This is a genomic window from Acinetobacter sp. S4397-1 (genome assembly GCF_024129285.1).
Lineage (GTDB): Bacteria > Pseudomonadota > Gammaproteobacteria > Pseudomonadales > Moraxellaceae > Acinetobacter > Acinetobacter lwoffii_C.
Genome location: NZ_JAMXXZ010000021.1, coordinates 19,962 through 45,962, shown reverse-complemented (window position 1 = coordinate 45,962; position 26,001 = coordinate 19,962). Strand labels below are relative to the sequence as shown.

Genomic DNA, 26,001 nt, shown 5'->3' with positions numbered 1-26,001 from the left:
CCTCTTTGCGCTGATGGTAGTGTGGGGTTACCCATGTGAGAGTAAGTCATCGCCAGCTCATTATTCAAAATCCCCCTGCTAAAAAGCAGGGGGATTTCTTTTTTATAAAATGAAAAGAAATAGATGGTTATCTATTTCTATGAATCATCCGCAGCATTCACCTCCAAATATTTAGGTTCATAGTTTTTTAGGAGCGATGTTATAAAAACATCAATTATGATGCAGGATGGCGCACAAACAGAAGCCTAGGTTCAAATCATCGCTTGTCTACAGTATTTCATCTATTAGGGTGCTGATTTACAGCTATTTATCTGAATGACATTTAAATAATGGCTATTGGCACTTGAGCTAGAGAAGATGATTTTAGTTAGGGAAGTATTTTGGAGGTCGACGGTTAGCTGTATTAGCCTATTTATGTTTAATTCGGACGTAGTATAGCACTCTAAATATAAAACCCCTAATACTCTAAAGTATTAGAGGTTTAGCCGGGTATTACAAAAGTTGAGGAGCTGCTTATGCAAATAATTGCATTAAAGCACTTGCTAAGATCCATAAAATCACAATTGCAACAACAGGCTCTAAAACTTTTGCCCAGCCAGGCACATTGATGAGGACAACTTCTTCTGCTTCAACTGCAACATGCTGAGTATTTTGGTTAACCATGTGATTAAACTCCTTCATTGATATCTCTAATGATAGCTCTTCTTGAGGAATGGGTTTAGAGCCTTTAAGCTCCCTTAGATTATTTGTTGCCCAAACCCAATCATCTGCCTGACCTGACAAATGCTCAATCTGACCCAGCAGCAATTCCTGAATGCTATTCAGGTTATGATTGGCGGTGTCATGCAATTGTTTTAATTCAGACAATTGCAAATGAAAAATTTCAGCGCTGAGATGCTCAAGCTCGCTGCGTGGCAGATCTGATTTATTTTCCGGACGTGTGGTGAGATGACGGGAAATCTCCAGAATATAAAGTTCATCAGGATGCGTGATTTCGTTATAAATTTTCTGTGGATTATCGCGCCACTGTGTAATTAATTTACCTAAAGTCAGCGCATTAATTTCAGAAATATATTCTCGTCTTTGTTCTTTTGTATGGTTTTGTAGAAGCTCAGGCTTTTGAGTTTCTATCTGTTCAACAAAATATTGTACCAAATCAAAAGCCATGCACTTGCTCCATTTTTATTTAATCTAATAACCTTAACGTTGGTTTTTTCTTGGTTGGTTCAGGTTGCTTTTCAGTGCTTGATTTTAAAGCATCTTCTTCATTTTGGATATGCTCATATTCACTAGGGTCGAAGAACAGCCCTTGACCGTTTTCTTGAGCATAAATCCCTACTACTGCTGCCATTGGTACGTAAATATCACGCGAGACACCGCCAAAACGTGCAGAAAAGCTGATGTTATCATTGCTGATATTTAGGGCATGAACCGCATGAGGCACAATATTCAGAACAATCTGCCCATCTTTAACAAACTGCTCTGGTACCATGGTATGAGGCTGAGTCGCATCGACAAGTAGATAAGGGGTCATATTGTTATCACAAATCCACTCATAGATTGCACGCGCCATATAAGGACGGGTAGGACTTAAGTTGAATTCTGGTTCAGACATGGGAGTTCTCTATAGGTTCGACAATTGCTTTTGATAACGGTTTTTTTCCTGCAAGGTCATGGATTTGACAAATGCAGGGCGACTAAAAATACGTTGACAATATAAGTAAAATGGTCGGCATTGCTGTTTGGGTAATTCTACCCCCATACTTGGCAAACGCACAAAAACGGGTGACAGCATGCAGTCCAGGATACTAAAGTGCTCTGACATAAAATAAGGAAAATGTTGGAACAGCGGTGTCAGGGAAATCAGGATATCGCGTAGCTGGTGCTGTGCCTGCTGGCGTGCTTGCAGGTCCAACGTATCGGGATGACGTAACATAATATCTGCCAGTTTGAGCCAGTCATGCTCAAAACGCCAGAGATACTGTCTCTGTTCTGCACGTGGCATGGGTGCATCGGCATAGAGTTTGTTCTGGCGATAACGGTCATCCAGATATTCAGAAATAATATTGCTATTAAACAGCTTGAGCTCATTTTCAATCAGCATGGGAAGCTGGTTATACGGATTTAGGCTGGCCAGATCTGCATCGTCATGATCGACTAAAATCAGGTTGTATTTTATTTGTTTTTCGGCAAGTACGTAGCGGATCCAATGGGAGCGAAAGTCATCGGCATGACTATATAAGGTAATTCCTTGAAGAGGCGCGCTTTCGACTGTCATAAATCCTGAGCAAATTCTAATGGATGGACTAGGATACTAAAATTCGCCCCAAAAAGCACCAAGCATCAAAGATGAATTGATATTTGTCTCTTTAAATTATAAGAAAATAATTAAAGGAAAATATGCTAAAAAGTGCTCAATCAGCTTCCTTAAATTAAAGAGGTTGTAGTATCACTGTTTGTTTTGCTTGGGGTAGCGCATTATTATTTCATTAAATCTTTTCGGTGTCATGAGGGGAACTGGGGGAGGGATATATATGAGCAATAAGCACTAAGAAATCAAACTGGATGAAAATAAATAAGCCATAAAAAAACCCTGGATAATCCAGGGTTTTTTGTCCAATCCGGTAAACGAATTAACGTTTAGAGAATTGAGGACGTTTACGTGCTTTACGTAAACCAAGTTTCTTACGTTCAACTTCACGAGCATCACGAGTAACGAAACCAGCTTGACGAAGAGCAGATTTCAGTGTGTCGTCAGAAGCGATCAGTGCACGAGTAATACCGTGACGGATAGCGCCTGCTTGACCACCAATACCGCCACCAGCAACAGTGATGTAAAGGTCGTATTTCTCAGTTGCTTCAAGAAGCTCTAGAGGTTGACGAACGATCATACGAGCTGTTTCACGGCCGAAGTATTGTTCAAGTGAACGGTTATTGATTACGAGTTTACCAGTACCAGCAGATAAGAAAACACGTGCAGTTGCGGTCTTACGGCGACCTGTACCATAATTAGTAGCCATGTGCTGTATCCCTTAGATGTCCAAAACTTGTGGCTGTTGAGCTGTGTGAGGATGCTCAGCACCAGCGTACACTTTCATTTTCTTGATCATTGCATAACCAAGAGGACCTTTTGGCAACATGCCTTTTACAGCGCGTTGGAAGATTTCTTCTGGTTTGTGAGCAACTAGTTTTTCAAAATTAGTTTCACGGATACCACCAGGGAAACCAGTGTGGCGATAGTATTTCTTATCAAGTGCCTTGTTACCAGTCACTTGAACTTGCTCAGCATTGATAATAACGATGTAGTCGCCAGTGTCAACGTGAGGAGTATAACAAGTCTTGTGCTTACCGCGTAAACGACGAGCGATTTCCGTCGCAAGGCGACCTAGAGTTTTGCCAGAAGCATCAACAACGTACCAGTCGTGTTGAACTTCAGCTGGCTTAGCGCTGAGAGTTTTCATTAAACCACTACCTATTATAGTTGGTTTGGACTATGGAGGCTGTCCAAACAAAAAGGAGACGAGATTCTAAACGAATACGTGAAGAATCACAAATGAAAATTAAGAATTCCAAGCGCTGCATTATATAGTAGAGCATAAAGAAAAGGAAGTAATGAAACTTCCGCTTTTCTAAGCCTTCAACCACGATCAAAATAACAATCAGGATAAAAAGAATGGACCTTTCTCTTGAAAATAAGGCTGAGAAGGTGGCTAAAATAGATTAGCCAGCCGACTTTGCGATTTCTAAATTTGCAAAATTCAGCTTTGGCGGCCTGCTCTGTTTTTATCTCTGTACGCACTGGAATTGATTATGGTATTGCTTCTGGAATAGATGCATTTGCCAAGATTGTGGATATATCTTAATTCATATTTACTACTGCTACCGGTGCTAATGTAGAGCGCAGTCAGCCTCAGTATGCTGTTGCTGAATGCTTATAGAGTTATGTTGCTATCTGCTTAGTCATGAATCAGTTTTATCTGATTCTTTTTGTCTTACAACTTTGTGTCAGCACTGTGTCTGAATTGGGACATATTCCAGCTCTTATTGATATCAGATAGCTTTTGAATAGGCATGAATATGGAATCCGCAGGCGGTATACTTGAGGCACGTGCTTTAATTTGAGTCAATCATGCTGCCTTTATATGTGACAAGTGGTGAACCTGCCGGTATAGGTCCGGATATCTGTTTAAGCCTTGCAGAACGTGTGGATGAACGGCCGGTAGTGGTGCTGGCAGATATGAGCCTGTTAGAAGCCCGGGCACACTGTTTGAACCAGCAGGTGAAGCTGGTTGAATATACAGGACAAAGCTGTTCGTCAGAAAAAGGCCAGCTTTATGTGGAGCATGTGTCTTTAGAACAGGAGGTTATTTTAGGAGAGCTGAATCCGTATAACTCCGCCTATGTGCTGGAGCAATTACGCCGCTCGGCTGATTATGCCATGACGGGCAAAAGTGTAGGCGTGGCAACAGCTCCCGTACAGAAGTCTGTGATGAATGAAGCCGGGATTCATTTTAGCGGACATACCGAATATTACCAGGAATTTGCGGGCGTGCCGCGTGTGGTAATGATGCTGGCCACCAAAACCTTGCGTGTTGCTTTAGCCACCACACATTTACCTTTACGTGCAGTGGCAGATGCTATTACACCTGAGCGCTTGCATCAGGTAATTGATATTCTGATTCATGACTTGAAATCCAAATTTAAAATCCAGCATCCGCATATTTTAGTATGTGGCCTGAATCCGCATGCGGGTGAGGGTGGTTATTTGGGTATGGAAGAAATCGAAGTGATTAATCCGGTGCTGGAAAGTTATCGTGCTCAGGGTATTAACCTCAGTCTGAGCCTGCCTGCCGATACTTTATTTACGCCGGAAAATTTAAAAGATGCCGATGCGGTTCTGGCGATGTATCACGATCAGGGCTTACCTGTGTTAAAATCTCAGGGCTTTGGTGAAGCCATCAATATTACTTTGGGCTTACCGTTCATCCGTACTTCGGTCGATCATGGCACAGCTCTCTCCCTCGCAGGTAGTGGTCTTGCAAAAAGCTCAAGCTTGCATGTAGCTGTGGATTTAGCGCTGGATCTGGCGCGTCAGTGATCTTGTCTTTTTTACACGTTGGAAATGTCTATGTATCAAATTAATGCCTTAAACCCGAAAGATGAAGGGCATCATACGCGCAAGCGTTTTGGTCAAAACTTCTTACATGACCAACGTGTCATTGCTAAAATTGTCCGTTCTGTGAACCCGCGTCCGGGTGACAATATTGTGGAAATTGGACCAGGTCTGGCCGCTTTAACTTCTCCGTTAATTGGTGAATGTGATGCCTTGACGGTGGTGGAACTGGATCGTGACCTGGCAGCAGGCTTACCGGGTCGTGTCCCTTATCCTGAACGTTTAACCATTGTAGAAACCGATGCGTTGAAATATGACTTTACTGAACTTTTTCAGGAAGGTCGCCCGTTACGTGTCGTGGGTAATTTACCTTATAATATTTCAACACCTCTACTGTTCCATCTCTTGGAATTTGGTGAAAAAGTCAAAGACATGCACTTCATGCTGCAAAAAGAAGTGGTGGATCGTATTACGGCCGTGCCGAATAGCAAAGAATATGGCCGTTTGTCGGTGATGATTCAATATTACTGCAAGCCGACTTTCCTGTTTGAAGTCCCGCCAGGCTCGTTCAATCCCCCGCCAAAAGTCACTTCTGCAGTATTCCGTTTAGAACCTTATGTAACTAAACCGATTGTGGCGAAAAATGAAAAAGCCTTGGCACGTCTGGTCGCGCATGTATTTACCCAGCGTCGTAAAACCTTACGTAACAGCTTGAAAGGAATGCTGGCAGAAGAAGGCTTTGAAAAGGCGGGGGTCGATCCGATGGCGCGGCCAGAAACCCTGACACTGGCTCAATTTGTTGCATTATCAGATCAAATGGTAAATTAATCTTATGGCACGCATGGTTCGATACAATTACGTGATTGGTGATGTGCAGGGCTGTTTTGCAGCCTTGAAAGCCTTACTGAAAGAAATTCGGTTTGATCCTGATCAGGACTTTATCTGGTTTGCTGGCGACCTGGTGGCGCGCGGTGAAGATTCGCTGGGAACACTGCGTTTTGTTAAAAAGCTGGCTGATTATGGGGCTGCTGCAACGGTGTTGGGCAATCATGATCTGACCTTACTGGCTTATGCACGTGGGATTAAGCCGATTAAAGATCAGGACAATGTCCGTGATGTGATTGATGCCATCGACAGTGATGATCTGATTGACTGGTTGCGTAAACAGCCGCTCTGCCTGTTTCCAAATCCACAGACTATTTTGACTCATGCCGGTATTCCAAAACTTTGGGATGCGGCTAAAACGGCTGAACTGGCCCAGGAAGTCGGAACAGTCATTGCTCATGATGACTTTGAAATTGTGGATGCTTTCCTGAATGAGATGTTTGGTAAAGAGCCATCTTTATGGTCGGATCAGCTTGAAGGACATGAACGGATCCGCTGTATCGTTAACTATTTGACCCGTATGCGTTTAACCGATGCAGCAGGACGTCTGGATTATAGTTTTAAAGACGCGTTGGATGATCCGATGCCGGAAGGCTTTAAACCCTGGTTTGAGTTTGAGTCGCCTGCGGCACAGACCCATCAGATTCTTTTTGGTCATTGGGCTGCGCTGCAAGGCCAAACAATTACTGAAAAAATTCAAAACGTAGATGGCGGTTGTGTCTGGGGCCATCAGTTAATGGCTTTTCGTCTGGAAGATCAGCAGATGTTTGCCATTGATAATCCGGTCGCATGACGCCCCAAATAAAAAAGCCACTTAAACGTGGCTTTTTTATCATTTATAGCTTGAGCGGGTACGAAGTCAGAGCTGGTCAAGGTGGATTGCCCAGCCGCTGTTATATCCTATACCCCTATAAAAGCTCTGCATACAATACGAGCTACCCCCCGATTTTAAATTTTAGTTCATTAACATCTTTAAATGAATTGCGCTAAACGCATGCATTGATATAGGTGTTTTATTCTAGGCGTATCCAGGTTTGTGTACGACCAATCGCAGAGATGCCGATATATCCTCGTAAAAGCAGACGTTTGCCATTGGCAGACTGCTTCGCTTTCAGGTTATAGACTTTGCCTGAAAGCGGATCAAGGATTTTGCCTGACGAATACATGTTTTGACCATCAGCTTTTAAGTTCTGAAAGATATCTAAACCGAGAGTAGGCTGATTGGTATAAGGCGCAGGGCAGTCTACGCATTTTTCCCGGGGTGTATAGCCCGGACGCGGGGTAATTTTTGTGATTTTCCCCGTATATGTGCCGTTGTGCTCCTGGCGAATTTCAATCAGTGCTTTAGGTGATCCCGTTTTATCGTCAATTTGCTGCCAAATACCGCTTAGACCTTGAGCAAAAAGTGCTGAGCTGAATGAAAGTAAACCTGCGAGTGATGCCCATATTATACTTTTCTGCATCTTTATTTCCCCCTTGACCACTTGCCATTCAAGTGCCGAATCTAATTTTTTATATGCGATATTGGCCTAGATTCTGCAGTTGAATACTGGTTATTTTTTTGGATTTGAAACATTTTTTATTCAGTTTTATGCTTCTGGCGCAGGCCTTAAACTAGTCGTGGCGAATCCATGTTTGACTGCGGCCGAGTGCAGAGACACCCACATAGCCGCGTAAAGTAATACGCTTGCCATTCGGGCTCAGTCTGGCTTTGGTGCTGTAGATTTTTCCTGAAAGCGGATCCAGGATTTTACCTCCAACGTAGTTGTTCTCGCCGTCTGCTTTAAGACCGGTCAGTACGTCTAGGCCCAAGATTGGTTTATTGGTATAAGGGGCAGGGCAGGAAACACAGGTTTCTTTCGGGGTATAACCTGGACGCGGGGTAACTTTTATAATTTTAGCAGTATAGCTGCCATTTGATTCTTGGCGGATTTCTAAAACAGCTTTTGAAGAGCCTGTTTTGTCATCGATGTTTTTCCACAGCCCTGTAATATCATTGGCCCAAATCATGCCTGAAAAGCTGCTCAAGAGAAGGGCGGAAACCAATTTAATCTTTTTCATTAAAATCATCCTTTACTTTATGACAAAATACAAATTGATAATAAGCTTAATTAATAGACTAAACAATCATTTAAAAATGATTGTTTAGTCACATTTTTTGCAGAAAAAAGATAAATGATGGTAGCCATATTGCAGTGAAAACCGCATTGACCGCCATACCGAATGCAGCATAGCGTCCTGCAACACTGCCGCGCTGCCATGCCTGTGCCGTGCCAATCGCATGTGCTGCCAGTCCCAATGCCAGGCCGGAGGCGCGTTCATCATTGATATGCCTTAAAATAAACGGTGAAAAAGCAGCACCGATCACACCAGACAGGATCACAATTAAAATAGTCAGGCTGATAGGGGCTTCAAGTAAGGTGGCAATATTGATGGCAATCGGTGTGGTGACTGCACGAGTGGCAAAAGCCATAATATCGGTAGAAGACATGTGCAGCAGATAAGCCAGTCCCATTGGTAAAGCCACGGCACTGATACTGGCAAAGATCAAAATCCCGATAATGGCTTTTAAAGGCAGGTCATCATAGTGCATGGCAGCAAGTGGAATCGCCAGGGCAACTGTTACGTAACCGAGTAGATGGTTAAAGATCGGATTGACCTCATCCATATAATGCTCATAAGGAACACCGAATCCGAACAGGATGAGCAATACCAGAAACATGGCAAAAACAATGACTGGAATTTGGGGAATAAAACGGTTAAGTGGCTTGGCCAGCAGATAAGCGATCAGGGTAATCAAAAAACTATACAGAATAGAGAGCATGTGGGATTCCTATAACCAGCGTTTTGCCATTTTGGCGTAGATCCAAAGAGGAAGAAGCGTGCTCAGGCACAGCACCAGCATAAAGGCCGGAATCTTTTGTCCCAATTGGATCAGCATGATCAAAGAACCCGCACTAATCGGCAAAAAGGCAAAGGCACTTTCTTTCATCAGTTTATTATTGGTATCAATCAGACGTGGAGGCAGTTTGGAAAAATAACGCCATGCAAACAGTACAATCAGCAGACTGATCAGCCCGACCAGATTTCCCAGTTCAGGATGATTGAGCTGAGTCATGATCCATACTGAGCCTTCACGAAAAACCACAATCAGCAGTAGAGTGGCGATCCATGCTGGCCAGTCGATATTTTTTATCCAGTTCATCAATTGTAGTCATTTAATAAAAAGTTTAATAATCAAGTTTTACTCGATCTTGGTGTTGATTTCAAATTCTTCCAGTGGGCGCTTGAATTGTTGCGCCTGCTTACCAAGAATGTCTTCGAGGGGTAAATGCGCCTGTTTAATCAGTTGTTCGAGTTTTTGTGGCGCAATCCGGATATTGAGATGCAGGTGGCCTTCCTCATCATAATGTTCAGACTGAATGACGTTCAGGCTATATAACTGATTACGCAACTTGCCATGTGCATGCTGCAGAACCAGCTCAAACGACTGAAGTTGCCCCATCAGGGCTTCATGTACAGCCTTACGCAATAAATCAATACCCGCGCCACTATGGGCTGAAATATACACCCGCTCAGGCAGGCCCGGTTGTCGGTAAATGATTTTTGGCTCTTCACCACTACAATCAATCTTGTTGTAGACACGCAGCATCGGTACATCTGCCCCGATTTCTTGCAGGACTTTTTCGACCGCTTCAATCTGTTCCAGCATATCTGGACTGCTGGAATCGATCACATGTAACAGCAACGTGGCTTCCAGGGTTTCTTCGAGCGTTGCTTTAAAAGATTCCACCAGCGAGTGGGAAAGATTGCGGACAAAACCTACAGTATCGGCCAGAACCAGATTACCAATGCCGTCCCATTCCAGACGGCGCAGGGTTGGATCGAGGGTGGCAAAGAGCTGGTCGGCGGCATAGACATCGCTGCCGGCTAGAATATTAAACAGGGTGGATTTGCCGGCATTGGTATAACCCACCAGAGAAACTGTCGGCACAGCCGCTTTTTGACGGGCAACACGCCCTTGGGTGCGGGTTTGACGGACTTTATCCAGTTTGGCTTTAAGCTGACCCATACGAATCCGCAGCAGACGGCGGTCAGTTTCAAGGAGGGTTTCCCCGGGGCCACGTAAGCCAATCCCACCTTTTTGACTGTCAAGATTGCCACGGCTGCGAATCAGACGTGAAGATAAATGCTGTAACTGCGCCAGTTCAACTTGTAATTTCCCTTCATACGTCCGAGCGCGTTGGGCAAAGATATCCAGAATTAACTCAGTCCGGTCCACAACCCTGCATTTCAACATATATTCAAGGTTACGGGCCTGAGCCGGAGAAAGTGCATGATCAAAAATGACCAGATTGGCATCCAGCAGTTTGACTTGTTCGGCAATTTCTTCAGCCTTACCTGAACCGATAAACAGCTTCGGGTCCGGACGGAGGCGCTGTGTATGAATATGTTGCAGAATTTCAGCATCAGCAGATTGTGCCAGCAAGTGAAACTCATCAGCATCCAGGTCTTCCAGTATTTGTACGCTCACACTGACCAGTATGACCTGTTCTTTTCCCCGATGTTGCTCTACATATTCCACTCAGCACATGCTCCATTGTAAAATTTCATTTTAGTTGAAAATGAACAGAACAGATACGGGCATACAAGGCTTTCTTTTAAAGCACCGTGACAAACAGTTGTGCAAGTGTTACCAGAACACAGGTATAGACCAGAGTTATGCCGAGGATAAATTTAAGTGCTTGTGCCGGTGGAATCGTTTCATGGCAGGACTGCTGGGTTTTTTGCATAGTTTCATCCTTTTTTGCTCTGATATTTCGATGAATTTTTTTATTTGATTTAAAAATCATATTTAAATTAATGCGAGGAAGGGCATGAGAGGCTTTTTATTATCAATGCAAGTTAAGATTGAAAAGTATAGAATAAGTTTAATTCGTGGATATTCCCTGTATCTTGTTTAGGATTTAGTGATCTTTTTATGCACCCTACTGTACACAATCAAACAGCTGAGATAAGCGGCTTTGCAAAATTCTTTCTCTATTCCAGAAAAATCTTTGCATCCGTCACCACAATCAGTGAAGGGTTTTATCTGGTATACCGGCATAGCCTGCATAAACATCCGAATAATCCAAATAATACACGTTATGTGCAGTATTTTTGCCGTCAGTTGTGCAAGGTCTTTAATATTGAAGTCAAAGTGCATGGCATCATTCCACGTGAGCCTGCCCTGTGGGTAAGCAACCATATTTCCTGGCTGGATGTGGCGGTTTTAGGCTCGGCTGCCCGGGTGTTTTTTCTGGCCAAAGCCGAGATTGAAAACTGGCCGGTATTGGGGAAGTTGGCCAAAAGTGGCGGAACCTTATTTATTAAACGAGGTTCGGGAGATTCGGTAAGAATCCGTGAGCAGATTAGCGAGTTTTTAAAGCAGGATATTCCGGTCTTGTTTTTCCCGGAAGCCACAACTTCGGATGGTCGTTCAATCAAGAAGGTGCATGGCCGTATTCTAGGGGCGGCAATTGAAGCGCAGCGTCCGGTTCAAATCTGCCTGCTGTGTTATGTCAATCAGCAAGGTCAACTGGATATGGTAGCGCCATTTATTGATAACATCAGCTTTGCGGCCCATGTGCAAAATGTACTGGAAATGCCGAAAGTGACTGCGCATCTGATGGCTTTGCCGGCTATTCCGACAGTAGGATTGACCGTCGATACTTTGACGCCGATAGTGCAAGACCAGATGTTGCAGGGCTTAAAAGAATTACACTCCAGAGTGCTGAAAGAATCGCATTAAGATCATGATGCTGAATTAAAAAACCAGTCAGCCGGGGTAGCGACTTGTCATATTGATTCAGCAGTTTTTGAGTTCCATATCGTTTACATAAAGCCTTCAATCGGTAGCCAGGACAGGAATTTTAAGGACGCCCGCTGATACCATTTCATCCCAGGTTCTTTGGTAAAAGTTTTGGTCTCTCCATTTGCCTTGCTGATTTTCCAGTTAATCTTCTGATTGGCATCCAGTACCAGCTTATACGCATATTTACTTAAATTCTGGTCCATAGTGCTATGTACCGCACGGGCCAGAGCAGGGCTGTTTAATACAACCCCGATTTCAGTATTTAAATAGGCAGAACGCGGGTCAAAATTAAAGGAACCAATAAAGACCTGTTTCTGGTCCAAGGCCATCATTTTGGCATGTAGACTGGAACGGCTTAGGCCCTTGAGACTGACTTTGGCTTTCTTGGCGAGTTCTTCAGTATTGGCATTCAGGTGATCTGCATCGGGTGCAGCCAGAAATTCATACAGCTGTACATCATTTTTCAGCAGGTCCTGACGGTATTTGGCATAGAAGGCATGCACAATCGAGACGTCATTGGCTTTATAAGAGTTGGTTAAAACACGGACTTTAATATCATTGGCCGCCAGTTTTTTTAATCGTTCTGCCCCCAGTTTTTCAGGCACAAAATAGGCTGAGACAATATCCACACTGTGTTCAGGTTTTTCCAGACGTTGTAATAACTGAAAATTCAGATGATCCTCAGTCTCTGCTTCTGCTTTGATTTTGGCTGGAGAATCTTTGACTACTTCTGCTTCTACCCAGTCCAGCTGGATGTTATGTTCCAGCCATTTATCAAAGGCCTGGGAGCGATTGGCCAGATTCAGGTAGTTTTGGGTATAGATATCCTGACCATGGGCTTCCAGCTGCTGTTTCAGGCTGGGAAAACGTAAGGTGTGATGTCCGGGCTTAACGATCTCACGGACTGGATAGGCATATTCATCATTCCAGTATTCATCAAAGGAATGAATGATTTCATCTGAAGCTGCCCCGACCAGCATCACGTCTACATCAGAAAATTGATAGCTGTCACTTACATTGTAATATTGATTACTCATGTTACGACCGCCAATCAGCGCAATCTGGTTGTCGGCAATAAAGCTTTTATTGTGCATGCGGCGGTTGATGCGTTTTAAGTCCAGCACCATGTCCATAGCCCGGTATTTACGGAAGCGGTAAGGGTTATACAACTTCACATCAATATTCTGGTGCTGGTCCAGCGCCAGATAAATACCTTCCATTTTCTTGGCATTATTGTCATCAATCAGCAGACGCACCTGAACGCCGCGATCTGCGGCCTGAATCAGGCCATGCAAGGCCAGGGCACCAATCCGGTCGTTATCCCAGATATAATATTGCAAATCCAGGCTACGCTCTGCTTTGTGAATCAGCTGCATCCGTGCAGCCAAGGCTTCCAGGGGGTCATACAGTAGGTGGTAACCGGTCAGGCCCAGGTTCTTGTCGCGTAGAGGGGTAATGATCTGTGCCAGACTGGTTTGGCTGGTATCTGTCTCAAAGGCCATCTGACTTGGCTGCTCAGTCTGTTTGGGCAAAGTGCTGCATGCGGGCAAGCCGAGCACCAGTGTTGCACTGAGCAACATTCCGGTACTCAAGCGGCGACGGGCAGTAAGAGCAGTAGATGTGGCTTGAGTGCGGAAAGCAGAGGTCATAGACATTAAAGTTTGAAAAATTTGAATTGAGTATAATGGCCAGCTATGAAAAGATAAATATAAAGCCAGTCATATACTGGTGAACTTGATAAGGCGATTGTATGTGGGATAGCAGTTCCGTATTTTTTTATTTTTATATAGGGATGGCGCTTCTCGCCTTCTGGGCAGTGTATCAGGCATGGTCCAGCCAGTCGCGTACGGAAACTATACATCCTTTTAAAGCGTTTGCCCATCTGCTGGCTTTTTATCTGGCCTATCTGCTGATTCCTCTGGTGTTCTTTAGTATCTATGCTGGCTCGACGGGCTATTACTCGCCACATGAAGCGATTTTTATTTTCCTGATTACCAGCGTGCTGAGTTATGCGCGTTTTATCGAGCCGCATATCATTCGCGTGAAAACCATGCGCTATCAGATCAATCCAGACAAACCGCTGAAACAGCCTGTGCGAATTGCCCTGATTGCCGATTTGCATATCGGTCTATTTTCAGGCCATGAGCGTCAGTTAAGACAGATTGTACACAAGCTGAATCACCTACAGCCAGATTTGGTGGTGGTAGCGGGAGACTGGACCTACGAACCTGAAAATAAGCTGGCAGAAGAACTGGCAATTTTAAAGGAAATTCATGCGCCGGTCTATTCGGTGAATGGCAATCATGATGAGCAGTATCCAGGTCCTCCGATTCAGGCGTTGTTGCGCTATGCACTGGAAGTCAATCAGGTCATGGATATTGAAGGAAAGATGGTTGAATTTGACGAGTTTCGTCTGATCGGAGTGGGTGATCTGTGGGCGGGCAAAACCGATATGCGTTCAATGCCAGACTTACCCCAAGACAAGCCATGGGTGATCCTGTCGCATAATCCGGATACAGTGGACATGATTCCGAAATTGCCCATCCGGCCCTTGATGTTGTCTGGACACACACATGGCGGGCAGGTGGAACTGCCCTGGCTGACCGATTATGTGATGAAGAAAGTCTCCATTCTGGGACATAAGAAAGGTCTGTACCGTCATGAACATGCCGATGTATTTGTGACGGTGGGAACAGGTATGGTCGGGGTGCCGTTTCGTTTTCGGGTGCCCCCAACGATTGATATTATTGAATTGATCTAGCTTGTTTAAATAGAGCTGGATTGGCGTGGTTTTTAAAGAATAATCCAGACCAGAATAATCAGCAGTACGATGGCTGCCGCCGTCATCCAGATCTTCTTTTTAATCTGCTGGGTAGGAGTCGTCTGCGGGACACGCTGTGCGGCCACTTCCTGCTCTTTGGAAATACTCAGCTGAGGATGCTTTGGCAACTCTAGTGGCGGAGTCAGCAGCTGCATATCTTCATCTTCAGTAAAGCGTGGGCCAATTGTGTCATTCGGATCACGTTGCAGGGCCAGATCATGCTCACGTACAATCTCATCAATCAGCTGCCGAGCCTGTATTTCATCTAAAGGGGTGTGGGACCGAATATAACGAATCGCTTCCAGCTTTTTATCATCTTCCAGCAGAATAATAATTTCGACCAGCTGCTGCTGAGAAATTTGTTCAATAAGCTCCTGCATCTGTCTGCCTCATATTGAGATTCTAGTCATTTGATTGTTCCTGAAGTATGCCGAGAGAAACAGCCGTTTTTTGTTGTGAAATCATAAAAAAAGCCAGCATCTTTATGCTGGCTTTGATCAGGATTTAAGCTTGAGCAGCCATTAAATCTGATTGTTGACATCGTCGTTTTTGGTTTCACGAATCAGCAGGAAGGCCACCAAAGACAGGAGGGAGGCTGCAGTCAGGTAATAGCCTACTGCGGACAGACCATATTCAGTCGCCAGTTTGGTCGCAATGAGGGGAGCAAAAGAGGCACCGAAAATCCCGGCTAGGTTAAAGGTGAGCGCAGAACCGGTATAACGTACCGAGGTCGGAAAAATTTCTGACAGTACCGTACCAATTGGCCCATAGGTCAGCCCCATAATCGCCAGACCAATACACAGGAACAGGAAAACAATCAGCGTATTACCAGATTCCAACATGTCGGCAAAGAAAATCCCGAAAATAGCAGAAGTTACACATACGCCAATTGAGGTGGCTTTACGGCCAAATTTCTCTGCCAATACTGCAGATAAAGGAATAAAAGCTGCAAAACATAGCGTCGCCACCAGCTGTAATTTCAGGAATTCTTCACGCGAATAACCCAATTGTTTGGTGCCCCATTGCAGTGCAAATACTGTGGTCAAATAGAACACCACAAAGGTACAGATCGCGGCAATTGTGCCGAGCACCAGCATTTTCGAATGATTCTTAAATACCTGAAAGAAAGGAATGTTGACTTCTTTTTGTTTATCCAGCACTTTCTGGAAGGCCGGAGTTTCATGCAGTTTTAAACGAATCCATAAACCGATAATGACCAGCAGGGCGCTAGAAATAAAGGGAATACGCCAGCCCCAGGTCATAAAGGCCTGTTCGCTCATAAATGCGCCCAGCGTCAGGAATGAGCCGGTTGCCAGAATGAAGCCAATCGGTGCGCCAAGCTGCGGGAACATGCCATACCAGGCACGTTTGCCTTCGGGTGCATTTTCGGTCGCAAGAAGAACCGCCCCAGACCATTCACCACCCAGACCCAAGCCTTGTCCCAAACGGCAGAGTGCCAGAAGCAGAGGCGCGGCAATTCCGATTTGGGCATAGGTCGGGAGTAAACCGATGGCAACGGTAGAGATCCCCATGGTCAGCAGTGCTGCAACCAGGGTGGCCTTACGTCCAATCCGGTCGCCCAGATGGCCAAAAAGTGCTGCCCCAATCGGGCGGGCAATAAAGGCAATTGCAAAGGTCGCCAGCGATTGAATCGTGGCAGTCATTGGATCTGTACTGGCCGGGAAAAACAGATAGGGGAAAATAATAACAGCAGCTGTGGCATAAATATAAAAATCGAAGAACTCGATTGTGGTGCCCACCAAGCTTGCCGTTAAAACACGAAATTTTGAATTGGTCGCTGTCGTTTCTATGGCAGCGATAGTTTCTGGAGACGCCATGAATAACCTTACACTTACTAAAAATAAAAAATTAGTTTTAAAAGCGTAATCTTTTTAAAAAAGGCGTAATTTTTTAAAAAAACAACTGCAATCTTCTCGTTTCTGCTCGCTCAGGGTCACTGAAATGGAGAAAGAAGAAGATTAAATCACGTACAGATAGATAGACAGAAAGTGTGATCCTGCCCCTATCAATACAAAAATATGCCAGATAGCGTGAGCATATCTTACCCTTTTTAGAGCATAAAACAATGCACCTACGGTATAAGCCAATCCCCCAATGATCAGGAGGGTTAAAGATTGAGCACTCAGATACTGCTGCATATCATCAATAACCAGAATGGCCAGCCAGCCCATGAGCAAGTAGGCGATCAGAGAAAGCTTCTGGAAACGATGAATGAAAATAAACTTGAACAGTGTACCGAGTGCAGCAATGATCCATAAGGCAATCAATAAATATTGGGCTTTGGCCGTGGGAATGGCAATCGACAGAAAGGGGGTATAGGTACCGGCAATCAGATAGTAAATTGCTGTATGGTCGACTTTTTTATAAAAATAACGACGGTCTGCCGAGGTCGACATATGGTAGAGCATGGAAGCGGAAAATAATAACACCATACTGAGTGCATAGACCCATAGTCCGATCCAGGGGCCTGTACTTAAATAAGATCCTTTAACAATCAAAAGAATACCAGCAATCATAGCCAGCAGGGCACCCAGGCCGTGACTGATATAATTAATCCTTTCTTCAGCCTGATCATAGTCTTCTGAAATGAGGGGCGCTTTTTGCATGGTCATCATTCTAATTTAAATATACATTTGTATAGTAATTCAATTTTGCTTTTAGGTTAAGAAGAATTAAACTTGAACAGTAATTTATATCAGGTTTGTCTTATGTCGACATCGACTTCTCTTTCGGTTCAGGAACAGCAATTTCTGGAGGCTTTCCAGCAAGCTGTTGAAACTGATCATTTTGATCGTCTGATTCTGAGCCAGTATAAAGGCGAGCTGGAACAATTAGAGAAAATGACGTTCAGGGTGATTGCACTGAATGAGCAGAAGGTGTTGAGCTGCCTGTATCGCTACCAAACTCAGGATATCACCAAAAACTATCCTTTGACTGATGCTTTGGTTCAGGTAACAGATGCGCTGGCCAGTTGCAAGCAGGCGAATTTATTAACCGATCAGGAAGAGTTACAGCTGAAAAAAAACAAGAAAAAAGCCATGCTGACCCGAAGCAAAACCCAATCAGGCCCTGCAAAAGTCAACCACGGGCAAGGCCATGACCGGATTAAGCAGCGCTATGTCGATCAGGACAGTCCATTTTTGCAGTATTTGGGGATTACTGATCAGAATGAACAGATCATTCCAAGTATGGCGCGCAAATGGAAACAGATTAATAAATTTGTCGAAATTTTTTCCGGTGCATTGGCGCAAATCAAGGTGTCCGAGCATGGCTTGAGGGTGGTGGACTTTGGTTCTGGCAAAGGCTATTTAACCTGTGCGTTATATGCCTATATGCAAAAATATGGCCAGACACCGTACATGACTGGAGTAGAACTTAATCCGAAAATGGTCGAGTTTTGCCAAAGTGTTGCGCAGCAGTCTGGTTTTAATCAGCTGGATTTCTTTCAGGGCGATGTGAGAACGTATGCACCAGAACATCTGGATGTCATGATTGCGCTGCATGCTTGTGATGTGGCGACGGATTTTGCTATTCATAGTGGCATTCGCCTGAATGCCCAGATCATTATGTGTGCGCCTTGCTGTCATAAAGAATTAAGGCCCCAGCTGCAGGCGCCGCAGGTCTTGAGCCCAATGCTGCAATTCGGGATTCATGCCGGACAGCAGGCGGAAATGTTGACGGATACCATTCGTGCGCTTTTGCTAAAAGCCTATGGTTATGAGACCAAAGTCTTTGAATTTGTGGCGCTGGAACATACCAGTAAAAATAAAATGATTCTGGCTACCAAACGCAAAGATTATACGCAACCGGATCAGGCTGTGCTGGCTCAAATACAGGCCTTAAAAGAGATGTACGGTATTCAGAAACATTCACTGGAATTGTTGTTAAATAATCAGTGGGATCAGCAGGGGATTGGCTCGAAATGCTAAACAATCATAAGCTTCGTATTGCCTCTGGTATCTGGGACGATTTAGCCCCCGATGCCAAGGCAATTCGTGAAGCTGTATTTATTCAGGAGCAGCACATTGCCCCGGAAGATGAATGGGATGCAGAAGATCCACTAGCGGTGCATTTTATTGCCTATTTACAGGAACAGCCCGTTGCAACGGCACGCTTACTGGCAAATCATAGTATCGGTCGGGTGGCCGTCATGCAGTCCGCACGTGGATTAGGCATCGGGCAACAGATCATGCAAGCCATAATTGCTCAGGCCAGAGCTGAACAGCGTGAATATGTCAAACTTTCTTCCCAAGTACATGCGCTGGGATTTTATCAAGGCTTAGGTTTTGTCGTACAAGGGGAAGAATATCTGGATTGTGGAATTCCGCATATCGATATGTATTTAAAACTAAGTGATTAAAACTCAAATAAAAAAGCAAGGAAAAACCTTGCTTTTTTGAATATCTCGATTTTACTGCCCATGCCCTGCGTCATGTTCCTGCTGAACATTTTCTTGCGCTGATGGGTCCTGCAGGACGTTGGCTCCAGCTGCCTGGCGCGCTTCACGGTCTGCCTGAGCTTTGGCCAGAGCTTCTTGCGACATCACCGGTGCATTCTTAAAAGCATGTTGCTGGGTATTCTGCTTGTTTTGCTGGCTTGGCATGTAATCTGGTTCATTACTGACTGCAAGCCAGAAAAAGAGCATGAAGAATCCACTCAAGATGCAGAAAATAATTAATGCTTTCCAGCCCCAAGGTGATTTTTCAGGTGAACTGTGATCAGTCATGTGCAAGTCCCTGTAGTGGATGTTTAACTTGTGTAACTTTATAACATAAATTGAATAAAAACGAATCAAAATCTCTGTGAAAGAGATGATTTCAGCTGACTTGTATGATTTTAACCTGTCAAAAAAAGAGAAGTTCAAAACTTCCCTTTTACTGGCTGCCTATGCAAATGCTTTTGCCTGACTGGCATGTTGCTTTAATAACTGTGGCACTTTAAAGCGTTCACCATATTGCTGCTCCAGCACTTCAGCACGAGCAATGGCCTTATCTAGTCCATATTGGTTCAGGAACTGTACAGCGCCTCCTGTCCAGGCTGCAAAGCCAATACCAAAGATCGAACCGATATTGGCATCCACCACCGATTCAAGCACACCTTCTTCCAGACAGCGCACGGTATCCAGCGCTTGTACAAACAGAAAACGGTCAATCATTTCCTGTTCGGTGATCTGAGTATCTTTTTGCCAGTGACTGAGGCCCGACCAAAGCTGCTTTTTACCGCCTTCAGGATAGTCATAGAAACCGGCACCGGCTGCTTTACCTTTACGGTTAAATTCATGAATCATGCGATGAATCACTTCATCCGCTGCCGAGCTTGGTCGCTCCTTACCTTGAGCCGCCATTGCCTTATAGGTTTCTGTGGCTACATGCTCTGAAAGCGTCAGAGAAACTTCATCCTGAATTGCTAGCGGTCCGACAGGCATACCAGCTTTAAGTGCCGCCATTTCAATACGCGCGGGATGAACCCCTTCTGCCAGCAGACGTAAACCTTCCTGAACGAAGGTGCCAAAGACACGGCTGGTAAAGAAGCCACGGCTATCATTCACCACAATCGGTAATTTACCAATCTGCTGCACAAAGTCAAAAGCTTTGGCCAAAGTTTCAGGCGAGGTGTTGTGTCCTTTAATAATTTCTACTAGCTGCATTTTATCCACCGGACTAAAAAAATGCAGACCGATAAAATTCGCCTGATTTTGCGATGCCTGAGCCAGGTCACTAATTGGCAAGGTCGAGGTATTAGATGCCATCACGCCATTTTCAGATAAAAAGGCTTCAGCTTCCTGAATCACACGAGTTTTGAGTTCCTGATTTTCAAAAACAGCTTCAATGATGAGATCACAACCCGCCAAATCTTCAGAACTTGCCGTGGCCTGAATCAAAGCTAAAATCCGGTCACGTTTGTCCGCAGTTAATCGGCCTTGGGATACTTTTTTATCTAGTAGTTTCTGACTGTAGGCTTTGCCTTTTTCAGCGGCTTCAAGCGATACATCTTTGAGTACCACCTGAATGCCTTTGCTGGCGGTGGCATAGCTAATTCCGGCGCCCATCATGCCTGCCCCCAGAATACCCACCTTGTTTGCCTGCCAGGGTGCCCAGCCTTTTGGACGACTGGCACCAGACTTGATGGCATTCATGCCATGCCAGAAAGTGCCAATCATATTCTTGGCCACCTGACCGGTGGCAAGAAAGGTAAAATAACGTGACTCAATTCTAAGCGCCGTATCGACATCGACCTGTGCCCCTTCAACAGCAGCAGAGAGAATGGCCTCAGGTGCCGGATAACAGCCCTTGGTTTTGTCGCGTAGCATGGCTGGTGCAATGGCCAGCATTTGTGCCACAGCAGGAGAGGCCGGCGTGCCACCCGGAATCTTGTATCCTTTCACATCAAAGGGTTGTTGAGATTGCGGGTGAGCCTTGATCCAAGCCACAGATTTTTCCAGCAATTCTTCTGCCGAGTCCGCCGTCTCATGGATCAGGCCCAAAGTTTTTGCCTTCTCGACACTCAACTGTTTACCTTCCATTAGCAGGGGAAGTGCACTTTGCAGGCCCAGCAGGCGAACCATGCGTACAATCCCGCCGCCACCCGGCAGCAATCCTAGTGTTACTTCAGGCAAGCCAAACTTGCTCTTGGGATCATTGAGTGCAATCCGTTGATGACAGCACAGTGCCAGCTCCCAGCCCCCGCCTAAGGCCGTGCCATTCAAGGCAGCCACCACAGGAATGCCGCGCGTTTCGATATAGCGCAGTTTAGCTTTCATTCCTTCAATCATATGGAAGAAATCAGTGGCCTGTTCAGGACTGGCCTGAATGAGTTCATCCAAGTCACCGCCAGCAAAAAAAGTTTTTTTGGCGGATCGAAAAATAATCCCGCTAATATGCTCATCTGTCTGGAGCTGGGCAACGGTTTCATCCAGGGCCTGACGAAAGTCGGCATTCATGGTATTGGCAGACTGATTCGGAGAATCAAAGGTTAAAATGACGATATTATCTGCAGTTTTTTGATATTGAATTGCGCTCATACATTTTTATCCAAATAATAATTGATGAATTTAGAATTATTGTCCTTACTCAAGTTTAGAAACTTCTATGACTGTGGAGGCGATCCAAATTCATCTGAATTCTGGGTTTAACCCTAAAGTTCAGTCTACTAATACAAAATGCATTTCTCATTTCGCAAAAGTAGGTGAAGCCCTGGTCATATACACCACCTGTTTAATTGTGTCATTTAGCTGACTAGCCTGCAGACACAGGACTCATATGATGATCGGTAGCGTGCCTATGACGTTAACGGGCCTTAAATGCCTTCGGGTATTTAAATTAAACCAGTTCAATAATGGTGGCGATGCCCATGCCGCCGCCAACACATAAGGTGGCCAGACCACGTTTTTTGCCCTGACGTTCCAGTTCATCCAACAACGTGCCGAGAATCATTGCACCAGTCGCCCCTAGGGGATGTCCCATAGCAATCGCACCACCATTCACATTGACTTTGGCAGGATCAACCTTCATTTCATGGATAAAACGCAGCACAACAGCAGCAAAAGCTTCATTGACTTCAAACAGGTCAATGTCATCCACTGTCAGTCCGGCTTTGGCCAAGGCTTTGCGCGCAGCCGGAGCAGGGCCAGTTAGCATAATGGTCGGATCAGCCCCCACCAGTGCAGTCGCCAGTATTTTGGCACGGGGTTTGAGATTGTGCTGTTGAACGGCCTGTTCAGAAGCCACTAGTACCACAGCGGCACCATCTACAATTCCGGAAGAGTTGCCGGCATGATGCACGTGCTGGATACTGCCTACTTCCGGATATTTTTGTAGGGCGATGGCATCAAAGCCCATCTGTCCCATCATGGCAAAACTAGGGTTGAGTGTGCTCAACGCCTCTGCTGTGGTATTGGGTTTAATAAACTCGTCTTGCTCCAGAATCACGACACCGGCTTTATCTTTGACAGGAATAATAGATTTATTGAAATAACCCTGCGCCTGTGCAGCTGCTGCCTTTTTCTGGGATTGCTCAGCAAACTGATCCACATCCGCACGGCTATAGCCATCAATACTGGCAATCAGATCAGCGCCGATCCCCTGCGGAATAAAATCACAGGCCATATTGGTTTCCGGGTCCAAGGCCCAAGGCCCACCATCTGAGCCCATCGCTACACGAGACATAGACTCAACGCCACCTGCAACGACCAGATCTTCCCAGCCAGAACGGACTTTCTGTGCGGCCAGATTGACAGCCTCCAGCCCCGAGGCACAAAAACGGTTGATCTGTACACCAGCCACGTCATTGTCCCAGCCCGCCGCAATCGCAGCGGTTTTGGCAATATCCGCACCCTGGTCCCCAACCGGTGTCACGCAGCCCAAAACAATATCATCGACCTGCGCAGTATCCAGATGATGACGTTGCTGCAGTTCATTTAACAATGTGGTTAATAGGCTAATCGGTTTGACTTCATGCAATGCGCCGTCTTTTTTTCCCTTTCCGCGTGGCGTGCGAATGGCATCAATAATATAGGCCTCGCTCATACAATATCCTTTTTGCTTTACTAAAATTATTCTAATATTTCGAGTGTAATGATTAAATTTTGAAGTGCAATGACGAGAACGAACCAGATCATTTGAGCAGTTTGGTCAATGGGGAGGGACAGAAAAAATAAATCTAAAAAAAGCCCAAGTCTGGAGCTTGGGCTTGGCTAGCTAATCACCCAGCAGGTGATTAGCTTTTACAATAAAGGTTTATTAAACCGATGTTAATGGTAACCATGTAACTGGCGATACAGACCTGGCGTAACCCCCGTCCATTTCTTGAAAGCACGGTGGAAGGTGCTGGTTTCACTAAAGCCGACCTGCTGCGCGACATCTTCAAGAGTCAGATCCGGGTTGAGTAAGAGATGAATTGCAGCATCACGACGCAGCGCATCTTTTACTCCCTGATAACTCTTGCCTTCAGCTGCCAGACGACGGCGCAAGGTTTGCGGAGACAGATATAGCATGGAGGCTACATCGTTTAGGGTTGGCATTTCTTCGCCAATCTGGCTCTTCAATACATCACGGATACGTGAAGTCAGTGAATTGGTGTTTTTGAACTTCACCAGCAGTTGTGCTGGAGCGGCTTTCAGGAATTCTTCCAGCGTTTCTTCATTCTGGCGAATTGGCAAATCCAGATAGTCGGCTGCAAAAGTAATTTCAGTACGCGGCATATCGAACTGCATCACTGGAGCAAAAAACAGGGCGTCATACTCATCGGCGTGGGCCGGACGCGGATAGCTGAAGTGGACACGCTCCAGTGGCAGACGACGCTCAATTAACCAGGAAGCCAAGCCATGCCAGATCATCAGCATACTTTCGGTAATGAAGTGATCCGGATCCATCGAATTGGGAATTAAAGGGACCAGACGGGCTTCGTGTTTGTCACGCTCCAGCGTCACGGACCAGTCATCACCGAAGAGCTTATAGAACTGAGAAGAAAGCTCCAGTGCATCACCCAGCGTTTTGGCATGGATAATCAGCTGGCACATGATCGCAAAAGTACCCAAACGACGTGGCTGTTTGTCAAAGCCGACGTGTTCATCTTGAGTCACCATCCAGAGCATTTTAATAAAACGGGTATATTGTTCAGGCGAAATACGGGCCTTGGGCTGATGCAGCAATTCTGCTTCAATCCCAACGTGAGACAATAAAGTATCGACATCCATGCCGAGGCGTTTAACACCAGATAAAGCTGCATTGACGAAATGGATGCTGATCGTATCACGACTCATGTTTAATCCTTCAGTCTCTTTAATGTTCACTAATATTTGACCTAAATGACAAAAAAATAATAAATCAATGGCAATTTACAAGAAAGCAATTACCATTTTCTTACATGGTAAATTGCCGAAACTATCAAGGTAAATGGCTGAACATGACATTGTTTTCTGGTTTTTATGTTTTATGATAAGGCAAAAAGCAATATAAGTAGAGTAAAAACTCCAATGTCCTATGCGCTAAAAGGATTGAAAGTCCTCGATTTTTCTACATTACTCCCTGGCCCGTTTGCCACTTTATATCTTGCAGATCTAGGTGCAGAGGTTGTGCATATTGAATCACCGACCCGGCCTGATCTGGTACGTTTGATGCCGCCTTTTGCACATGGGCAAGCGACTACCCATAGTTATCTGAACCGAAACAAGCATTCTGTGGCACTGGATTTGAAGAATCCGGAGCATCTTGAGCAGATCCGGATGAGAATTGCAGATTATGACATTGTGGTTGAACAATTTCGTCCAGGCGTGATGCAGCGGCTTGGCCTGGATTATCCAAGTCTCAGTGCTCTCAATCCTCGTCTGATCTATTGTTCGATTACCGGTTATGGCCAGACCGGCTCTTATAAAAACCGGGCGGGACATGATATTAACTATCTGGCTCTATCAGGAATTGCCGGGCATAGTGGCCGGATGGAAAGTGGACCACCGGCAATGGGTATCCAGATTGCCGATGTTGCGGGTGGTTCCATGCATGCGCTGGTTGCAATTCTGGCCGCCGTGATTGAACGGCAGAGCAGTGGCCAGGGGCAATATATTGATATTTCCATGACCGATTGCGTTGCGACCTTAAATAATATGGCAGCTTCAGCCAGTCTGGCAGCTAACCAGCATCAGCAGGCCGAATCGGGCTATTTAAATGGCGGTACATTGTATGACTATTATCAGACGCAGGATGGACGTTATCTGTCGATTGGCAGTCTGGAACCGCAGTTCATGCAAGGGCTGGCACAGTTGCTGGAGCTGCCGATCATTTTGGAAAAAGGAACCTCTTTTGCTCCTGAAGATCATGCTCAGGTCAAGCAGGCCATTCAAGACAAAATCCGCTCCCAGCCTTTAGCCCACTGGCAAATGCTGTTTGCTCAGGCGGATGTGTGTGTCGAGCCGGTATTAAAACTGGAGGAAGCCTTGCACTCCGAACTGGCGCAGCAACGGGGATGGGTCGTACAGGTACCTCTGAAAATGAATGATTCTGAACAAAGCCAAGCCCAGCTGGCTTGTCCAATCAAATTTTCGCGCTCAGCCATGCGTTATGATTTTATCGGTCAGGCTCTGGGAGAGAAGCAGTACTGGTAATTTAAACCCAGGTTAACTCCTTTATGAAAATAAATGCTAAAGATCTCATAAATAAATCATTTAGCTAAAAAAACAGCAGAAGTGACGCTAAAGCTTTATATCATTGAATCTAAGGTAGGCTTATCAATAAAATCGCTATGAAATATGTATAAAAAGCATTTTATTGATAGTTTTAATCTCGCTATCCTTGCCAGCGATATAATAGAAAC

27 protein-coding genes are annotated in these 26,001 nt (G+C 45.1%); 8 read left to right on the top strand and 19 right to left on the bottom strand.

The annotated features are described in order from the left end of the window. Window positions 1–513: 513 nt before the first annotated feature. The 5 genes from NI467_RS10685 to rplM form a co-directional block, all read right to left on the bottom strand. Window positions 514–1,167 carry a hypothetical protein gene (locus NI467_RS10685; RefSeq protein ID WP_253152915.1) on the bottom strand — a complete coding sequence of 218 codons (654 nt, stop codon included), beginning with the start codon at window positions 1,165–1,167 and terminating at the stop codon, window positions 514–516. A gap of 19 nt (window positions 1,168–1,186) precedes the next feature. Further along, window positions 1,187–1,615 (bottom strand): ClpXP protease specificity-enhancing factor, encoded by a 429-nt coding sequence (locus NI467_RS10680; protein ID WP_151205297.1) that lies wholly within the window; start codon window positions 1,613–1,615, stop codon window positions 1,187–1,189. A 9-nt stretch (window positions 1,616–1,624) separates the two neighbouring features. Continuing rightward, entirely contained in the window at window positions 1,625–2,278 is a 654-nt protein-coding gene (locus NI467_RS10675) for a glutathione S-transferase N-terminal domain-containing protein (RefSeq protein WP_151208008.1), read from the bottom strand. A 355-nt stretch (window positions 2,279–2,633) separates the two neighbouring features. Continuing rightward, window positions 2,634–3,020, bottom strand: coding sequence for a 30S ribosomal protein S9 (gene rpsI, locus NI467_RS10670; protein WP_151205295.1), 387 nt, complete (start codon window positions 3,018–3,020; stop codon window positions 2,634–2,636). Between the two features lie 12 nt (window positions 3,021–3,032). Next, the gene (gene rplM / locus NI467_RS10665) at window positions 3,033–3,461 is read right to left on the bottom strand and encodes a 50S ribosomal protein L13 (protein WP_151205294.1); all 429 of its coding nucleotides are present in this window, start codon (window positions 3,459–3,461) and stop codon (window positions 3,033–3,035) included. A gap of 668 nt (window positions 3,462–4,129) precedes the next feature. Between rplM and pdxA the strand changes: the two genes are divergently transcribed. From pdxA to NI467_RS10650, 3 genes are read left to right on the top strand one after another with little or no spacing between them, the layout of a single operon-like run. Next, complete coding sequence (gene pdxA, locus NI467_RS10660) at window positions 4,130–5,098, top strand: 4-hydroxythreonine-4-phosphate dehydrogenase PdxA (RefSeq protein ID WP_253152913.1); 969 nt, start codon at window positions 4,130–4,132, stop codon at window positions 5,096–5,098. A gap of 30 nt (window positions 5,099–5,128) precedes the next feature. Then, window positions 5,129–5,941 carry a 16S rRNA (adenine(1518)-N(6)/adenine(1519)-N(6))-dimethyltransferase RsmA gene (rsmA, locus tag NI467_RS10655; protein WP_151205292.1) on the top strand — a complete coding sequence of 271 codons (813 nt, stop codon included), beginning with the start codon at window positions 5,129–5,131 and terminating at the stop codon, window positions 5,939–5,941. Window positions 5,942–5,945: 4 nt separating this feature from the next. Next, window positions 5,946–6,791 carry a symmetrical bis(5'-nucleosyl)-tetraphosphatase gene (locus tag NI467_RS10650; RefSeq protein ID WP_253152911.1) on the top strand — a complete coding sequence of 282 codons (846 nt, stop codon included), beginning with the start codon at window positions 5,946–5,948 and terminating at the stop codon, window positions 6,789–6,791. A 220-nt stretch (window positions 6,792–7,011) separates the two neighbouring features. On the opposite strand, the gene NI467_RS10645 is transcribed toward NI467_RS10650, so the two are convergent. The 6 genes from NI467_RS10645 to NI467_RS14750 all read right to left on the bottom strand — a co-directional run bounded on the left by NI467_RS10645 (window position 7,012) and on the right by NI467_RS14750 (window position 10,791). Then, complete coding sequence (locus NI467_RS10645; protein WP_253152909.1) at window positions 7,012–7,461, bottom strand: DUF2147 domain-containing protein; 450 nt, start codon at window positions 7,459–7,461, stop codon at window positions 7,012–7,014. 151 nt (window positions 7,462–7,612) lie between these two features. Then, window positions 7,613–8,059, bottom strand: coding sequence for a DUF2147 domain-containing protein (locus NI467_RS10640; RefSeq protein ID WP_151205289.1), 447 nt, complete (start codon window positions 8,057–8,059; stop codon window positions 7,613–7,615). Window positions 8,060–8,147: 88 nt separating this feature from the next. Next, window positions 8,148–8,822, bottom strand: coding sequence for an LrgB family protein (locus tag NI467_RS10635; protein ID WP_253152907.1), 675 nt, complete (start codon window positions 8,820–8,822; stop codon window positions 8,148–8,150). Between the two features lie 9 nt (window positions 8,823–8,831). Beyond that, entirely contained in the window at window positions 8,832–9,203 is a 372-nt protein-coding gene (locus NI467_RS10630) for a hypothetical protein (protein WP_151205287.1), read from the bottom strand. 39 nt (window positions 9,204–9,242) lie between these two features. Continuing rightward, window positions 9,243–10,583 carry a ribosome rescue GTPase HflX gene (gene hflX, locus NI467_RS10625; protein ID WP_253152905.1) on the bottom strand — a complete coding sequence of 447 codons (1,341 nt, stop codon included), beginning with the start codon at window positions 10,581–10,583 and terminating at the stop codon, window positions 9,243–9,245. Between the two features lie 76 nt (window positions 10,584–10,659). Further along, window positions 10,660–10,791: a hypothetical protein gene (locus tag NI467_RS14750; protein ID WP_258170044.1), complete on the bottom strand. Its 132-nt coding sequence runs from the start codon at window positions 10,789–10,791 to the stop codon at window positions 10,660–10,662. 188 nt (window positions 10,792–10,979) lie between these two features. Between NI467_RS14750 and NI467_RS10620 the strand changes: the two genes are divergently transcribed. Further along, entirely contained in the window at window positions 10,980–11,789 is an 810-nt protein-coding gene (locus tag NI467_RS10620; RefSeq protein ID WP_253152903.1) for a 1-acyl-sn-glycerol-3-phosphate acyltransferase, read from the top strand. Between the two features lie 83 nt (window positions 11,790–11,872). Here the strand turns inward: NI467_RS10620 and NI467_RS10615 are convergent, their stop codons facing one another. Next, window positions 11,873–13,507, bottom strand: coding sequence for a phospholipase D family protein (locus NI467_RS10615; RefSeq protein ID WP_308729491.1), 1,635 nt, complete (start codon window positions 13,505–13,507; stop codon window positions 11,873–11,875). A 95-nt stretch (window positions 13,508–13,602) separates the two neighbouring features. On the opposite strand from NI467_RS10615, the gene NI467_RS10610 reads away from it, so the two are divergent. Next, a complete protein-coding gene (locus tag NI467_RS10610) occupies window positions 13,603–14,613 on the top strand; it encodes a metallophosphoesterase (protein ID WP_253152900.1) in 1,011 nt (336 codons plus the stop codon). 32 nt (window positions 14,614–14,645) lie between these two features. On the opposite strand, the gene NI467_RS10605 is transcribed toward NI467_RS10610, so the two are convergent. The 3 genes from NI467_RS10605 to NI467_RS10595 all read right to left on the bottom strand — a co-directional run bounded on the left by NI467_RS10605 (window position 14,646) and on the right by NI467_RS10595 (window position 17,300). Further along, entirely contained in the window at window positions 14,646–15,053 is a 408-nt protein-coding gene (locus NI467_RS10605) for a hypothetical protein (RefSeq protein WP_253152898.1), read from the bottom strand. 141 nt (window positions 15,054–15,194) lie between these two features. Further along, complete coding sequence (locus NI467_RS10600) at window positions 15,195–16,511, bottom strand: MFS transporter (RefSeq protein WP_151207988.1); 1,317 nt, start codon at window positions 16,509–16,511, stop codon at window positions 15,195–15,197. 141 nt (window positions 16,512–16,652) lie between these two features. Next, window positions 16,653–17,300 (bottom strand): hemolysin III family protein, encoded by a 648-nt coding sequence (locus NI467_RS10595; protein ID WP_151207986.1) that lies wholly within the window; start codon window positions 17,298–17,300, stop codon window positions 16,653–16,655. A gap of 102 nt (window positions 17,301–17,402) precedes the next feature. On the opposite strand from NI467_RS10595, the gene NI467_RS10590 reads away from it, so the two are divergent. Next, window positions 17,403–18,623 carry an SAM-dependent methyltransferase gene (locus tag NI467_RS10590; RefSeq protein WP_253152896.1) on the top strand — a complete coding sequence of 407 codons (1,221 nt, stop codon included), beginning with the start codon at window positions 17,403–17,405 and terminating at the stop codon, window positions 18,621–18,623. Next, entirely contained in the window at window positions 18,617–19,054 is a 438-nt protein-coding gene (locus tag NI467_RS10585) for a GNAT family N-acetyltransferase (protein WP_253152894.1), read from the top strand. Before NI467_RS10590 ends, NI467_RS10585 begins: the two co-directional genes overlap by 7 nt. A gap of 51 nt (window positions 19,055–19,105) precedes the next feature. On the opposite strand, the gene NI467_RS10580 is transcribed toward NI467_RS10585, so the two are convergent. The 4 genes from NI467_RS10580 to NI467_RS10565 all read right to left on the bottom strand — a co-directional run bounded on the left by NI467_RS10580 (window position 19,106) and on the right by NI467_RS10565 (window position 24,454). Continuing rightward, entirely contained in the window at window positions 19,106–19,420 is a 315-nt protein-coding gene (locus NI467_RS10580; protein WP_253152892.1) for a hypothetical protein, read from the bottom strand. Window positions 19,421–19,579: 159 nt separating this feature from the next. Beyond that, window positions 19,580–21,715 (bottom strand): 3-hydroxyacyl-CoA dehydrogenase NAD-binding domain-containing protein, encoded by a 2,136-nt coding sequence (locus NI467_RS10575; RefSeq protein WP_253152890.1) that lies wholly within the window; start codon window positions 21,713–21,715, stop codon window positions 19,580–19,582. A gap of 298 nt (window positions 21,716–22,013) precedes the next feature. After that, on the bottom strand, window positions 22,014–23,219 hold the full coding sequence (locus NI467_RS10570) for an acetyl-CoA C-acetyltransferase (RefSeq protein ID WP_151204505.1): 1,206 nt from the start codon (window positions 23,217–23,219) through the stop codon (window positions 22,014–22,016). Between the two features lie 224 nt (window positions 23,220–23,443). Next, window positions 23,444–24,454, bottom strand: a complete 1,011-nt coding sequence (locus NI467_RS10565) for an AraC family transcriptional regulator (protein WP_151207976.1) — start codon at window positions 24,452–24,454, stop codon at window positions 23,444–23,446. A gap of 213 nt (window positions 24,455–24,667) precedes the next feature. Here NI467_RS10565 and NI467_RS10560 point away from each other — a divergent pair, with 213 nt between their 5' ends. Then, window positions 24,668–25,792: a CaiB/BaiF CoA-transferase family protein gene (locus NI467_RS10560; RefSeq protein WP_174660230.1), complete on the top strand. Its 1,125-nt coding sequence runs from the start codon at window positions 24,668–24,670 to the stop codon at window positions 25,790–25,792. Window positions 25,793–26,001 lie beyond the last annotated feature (209 nt).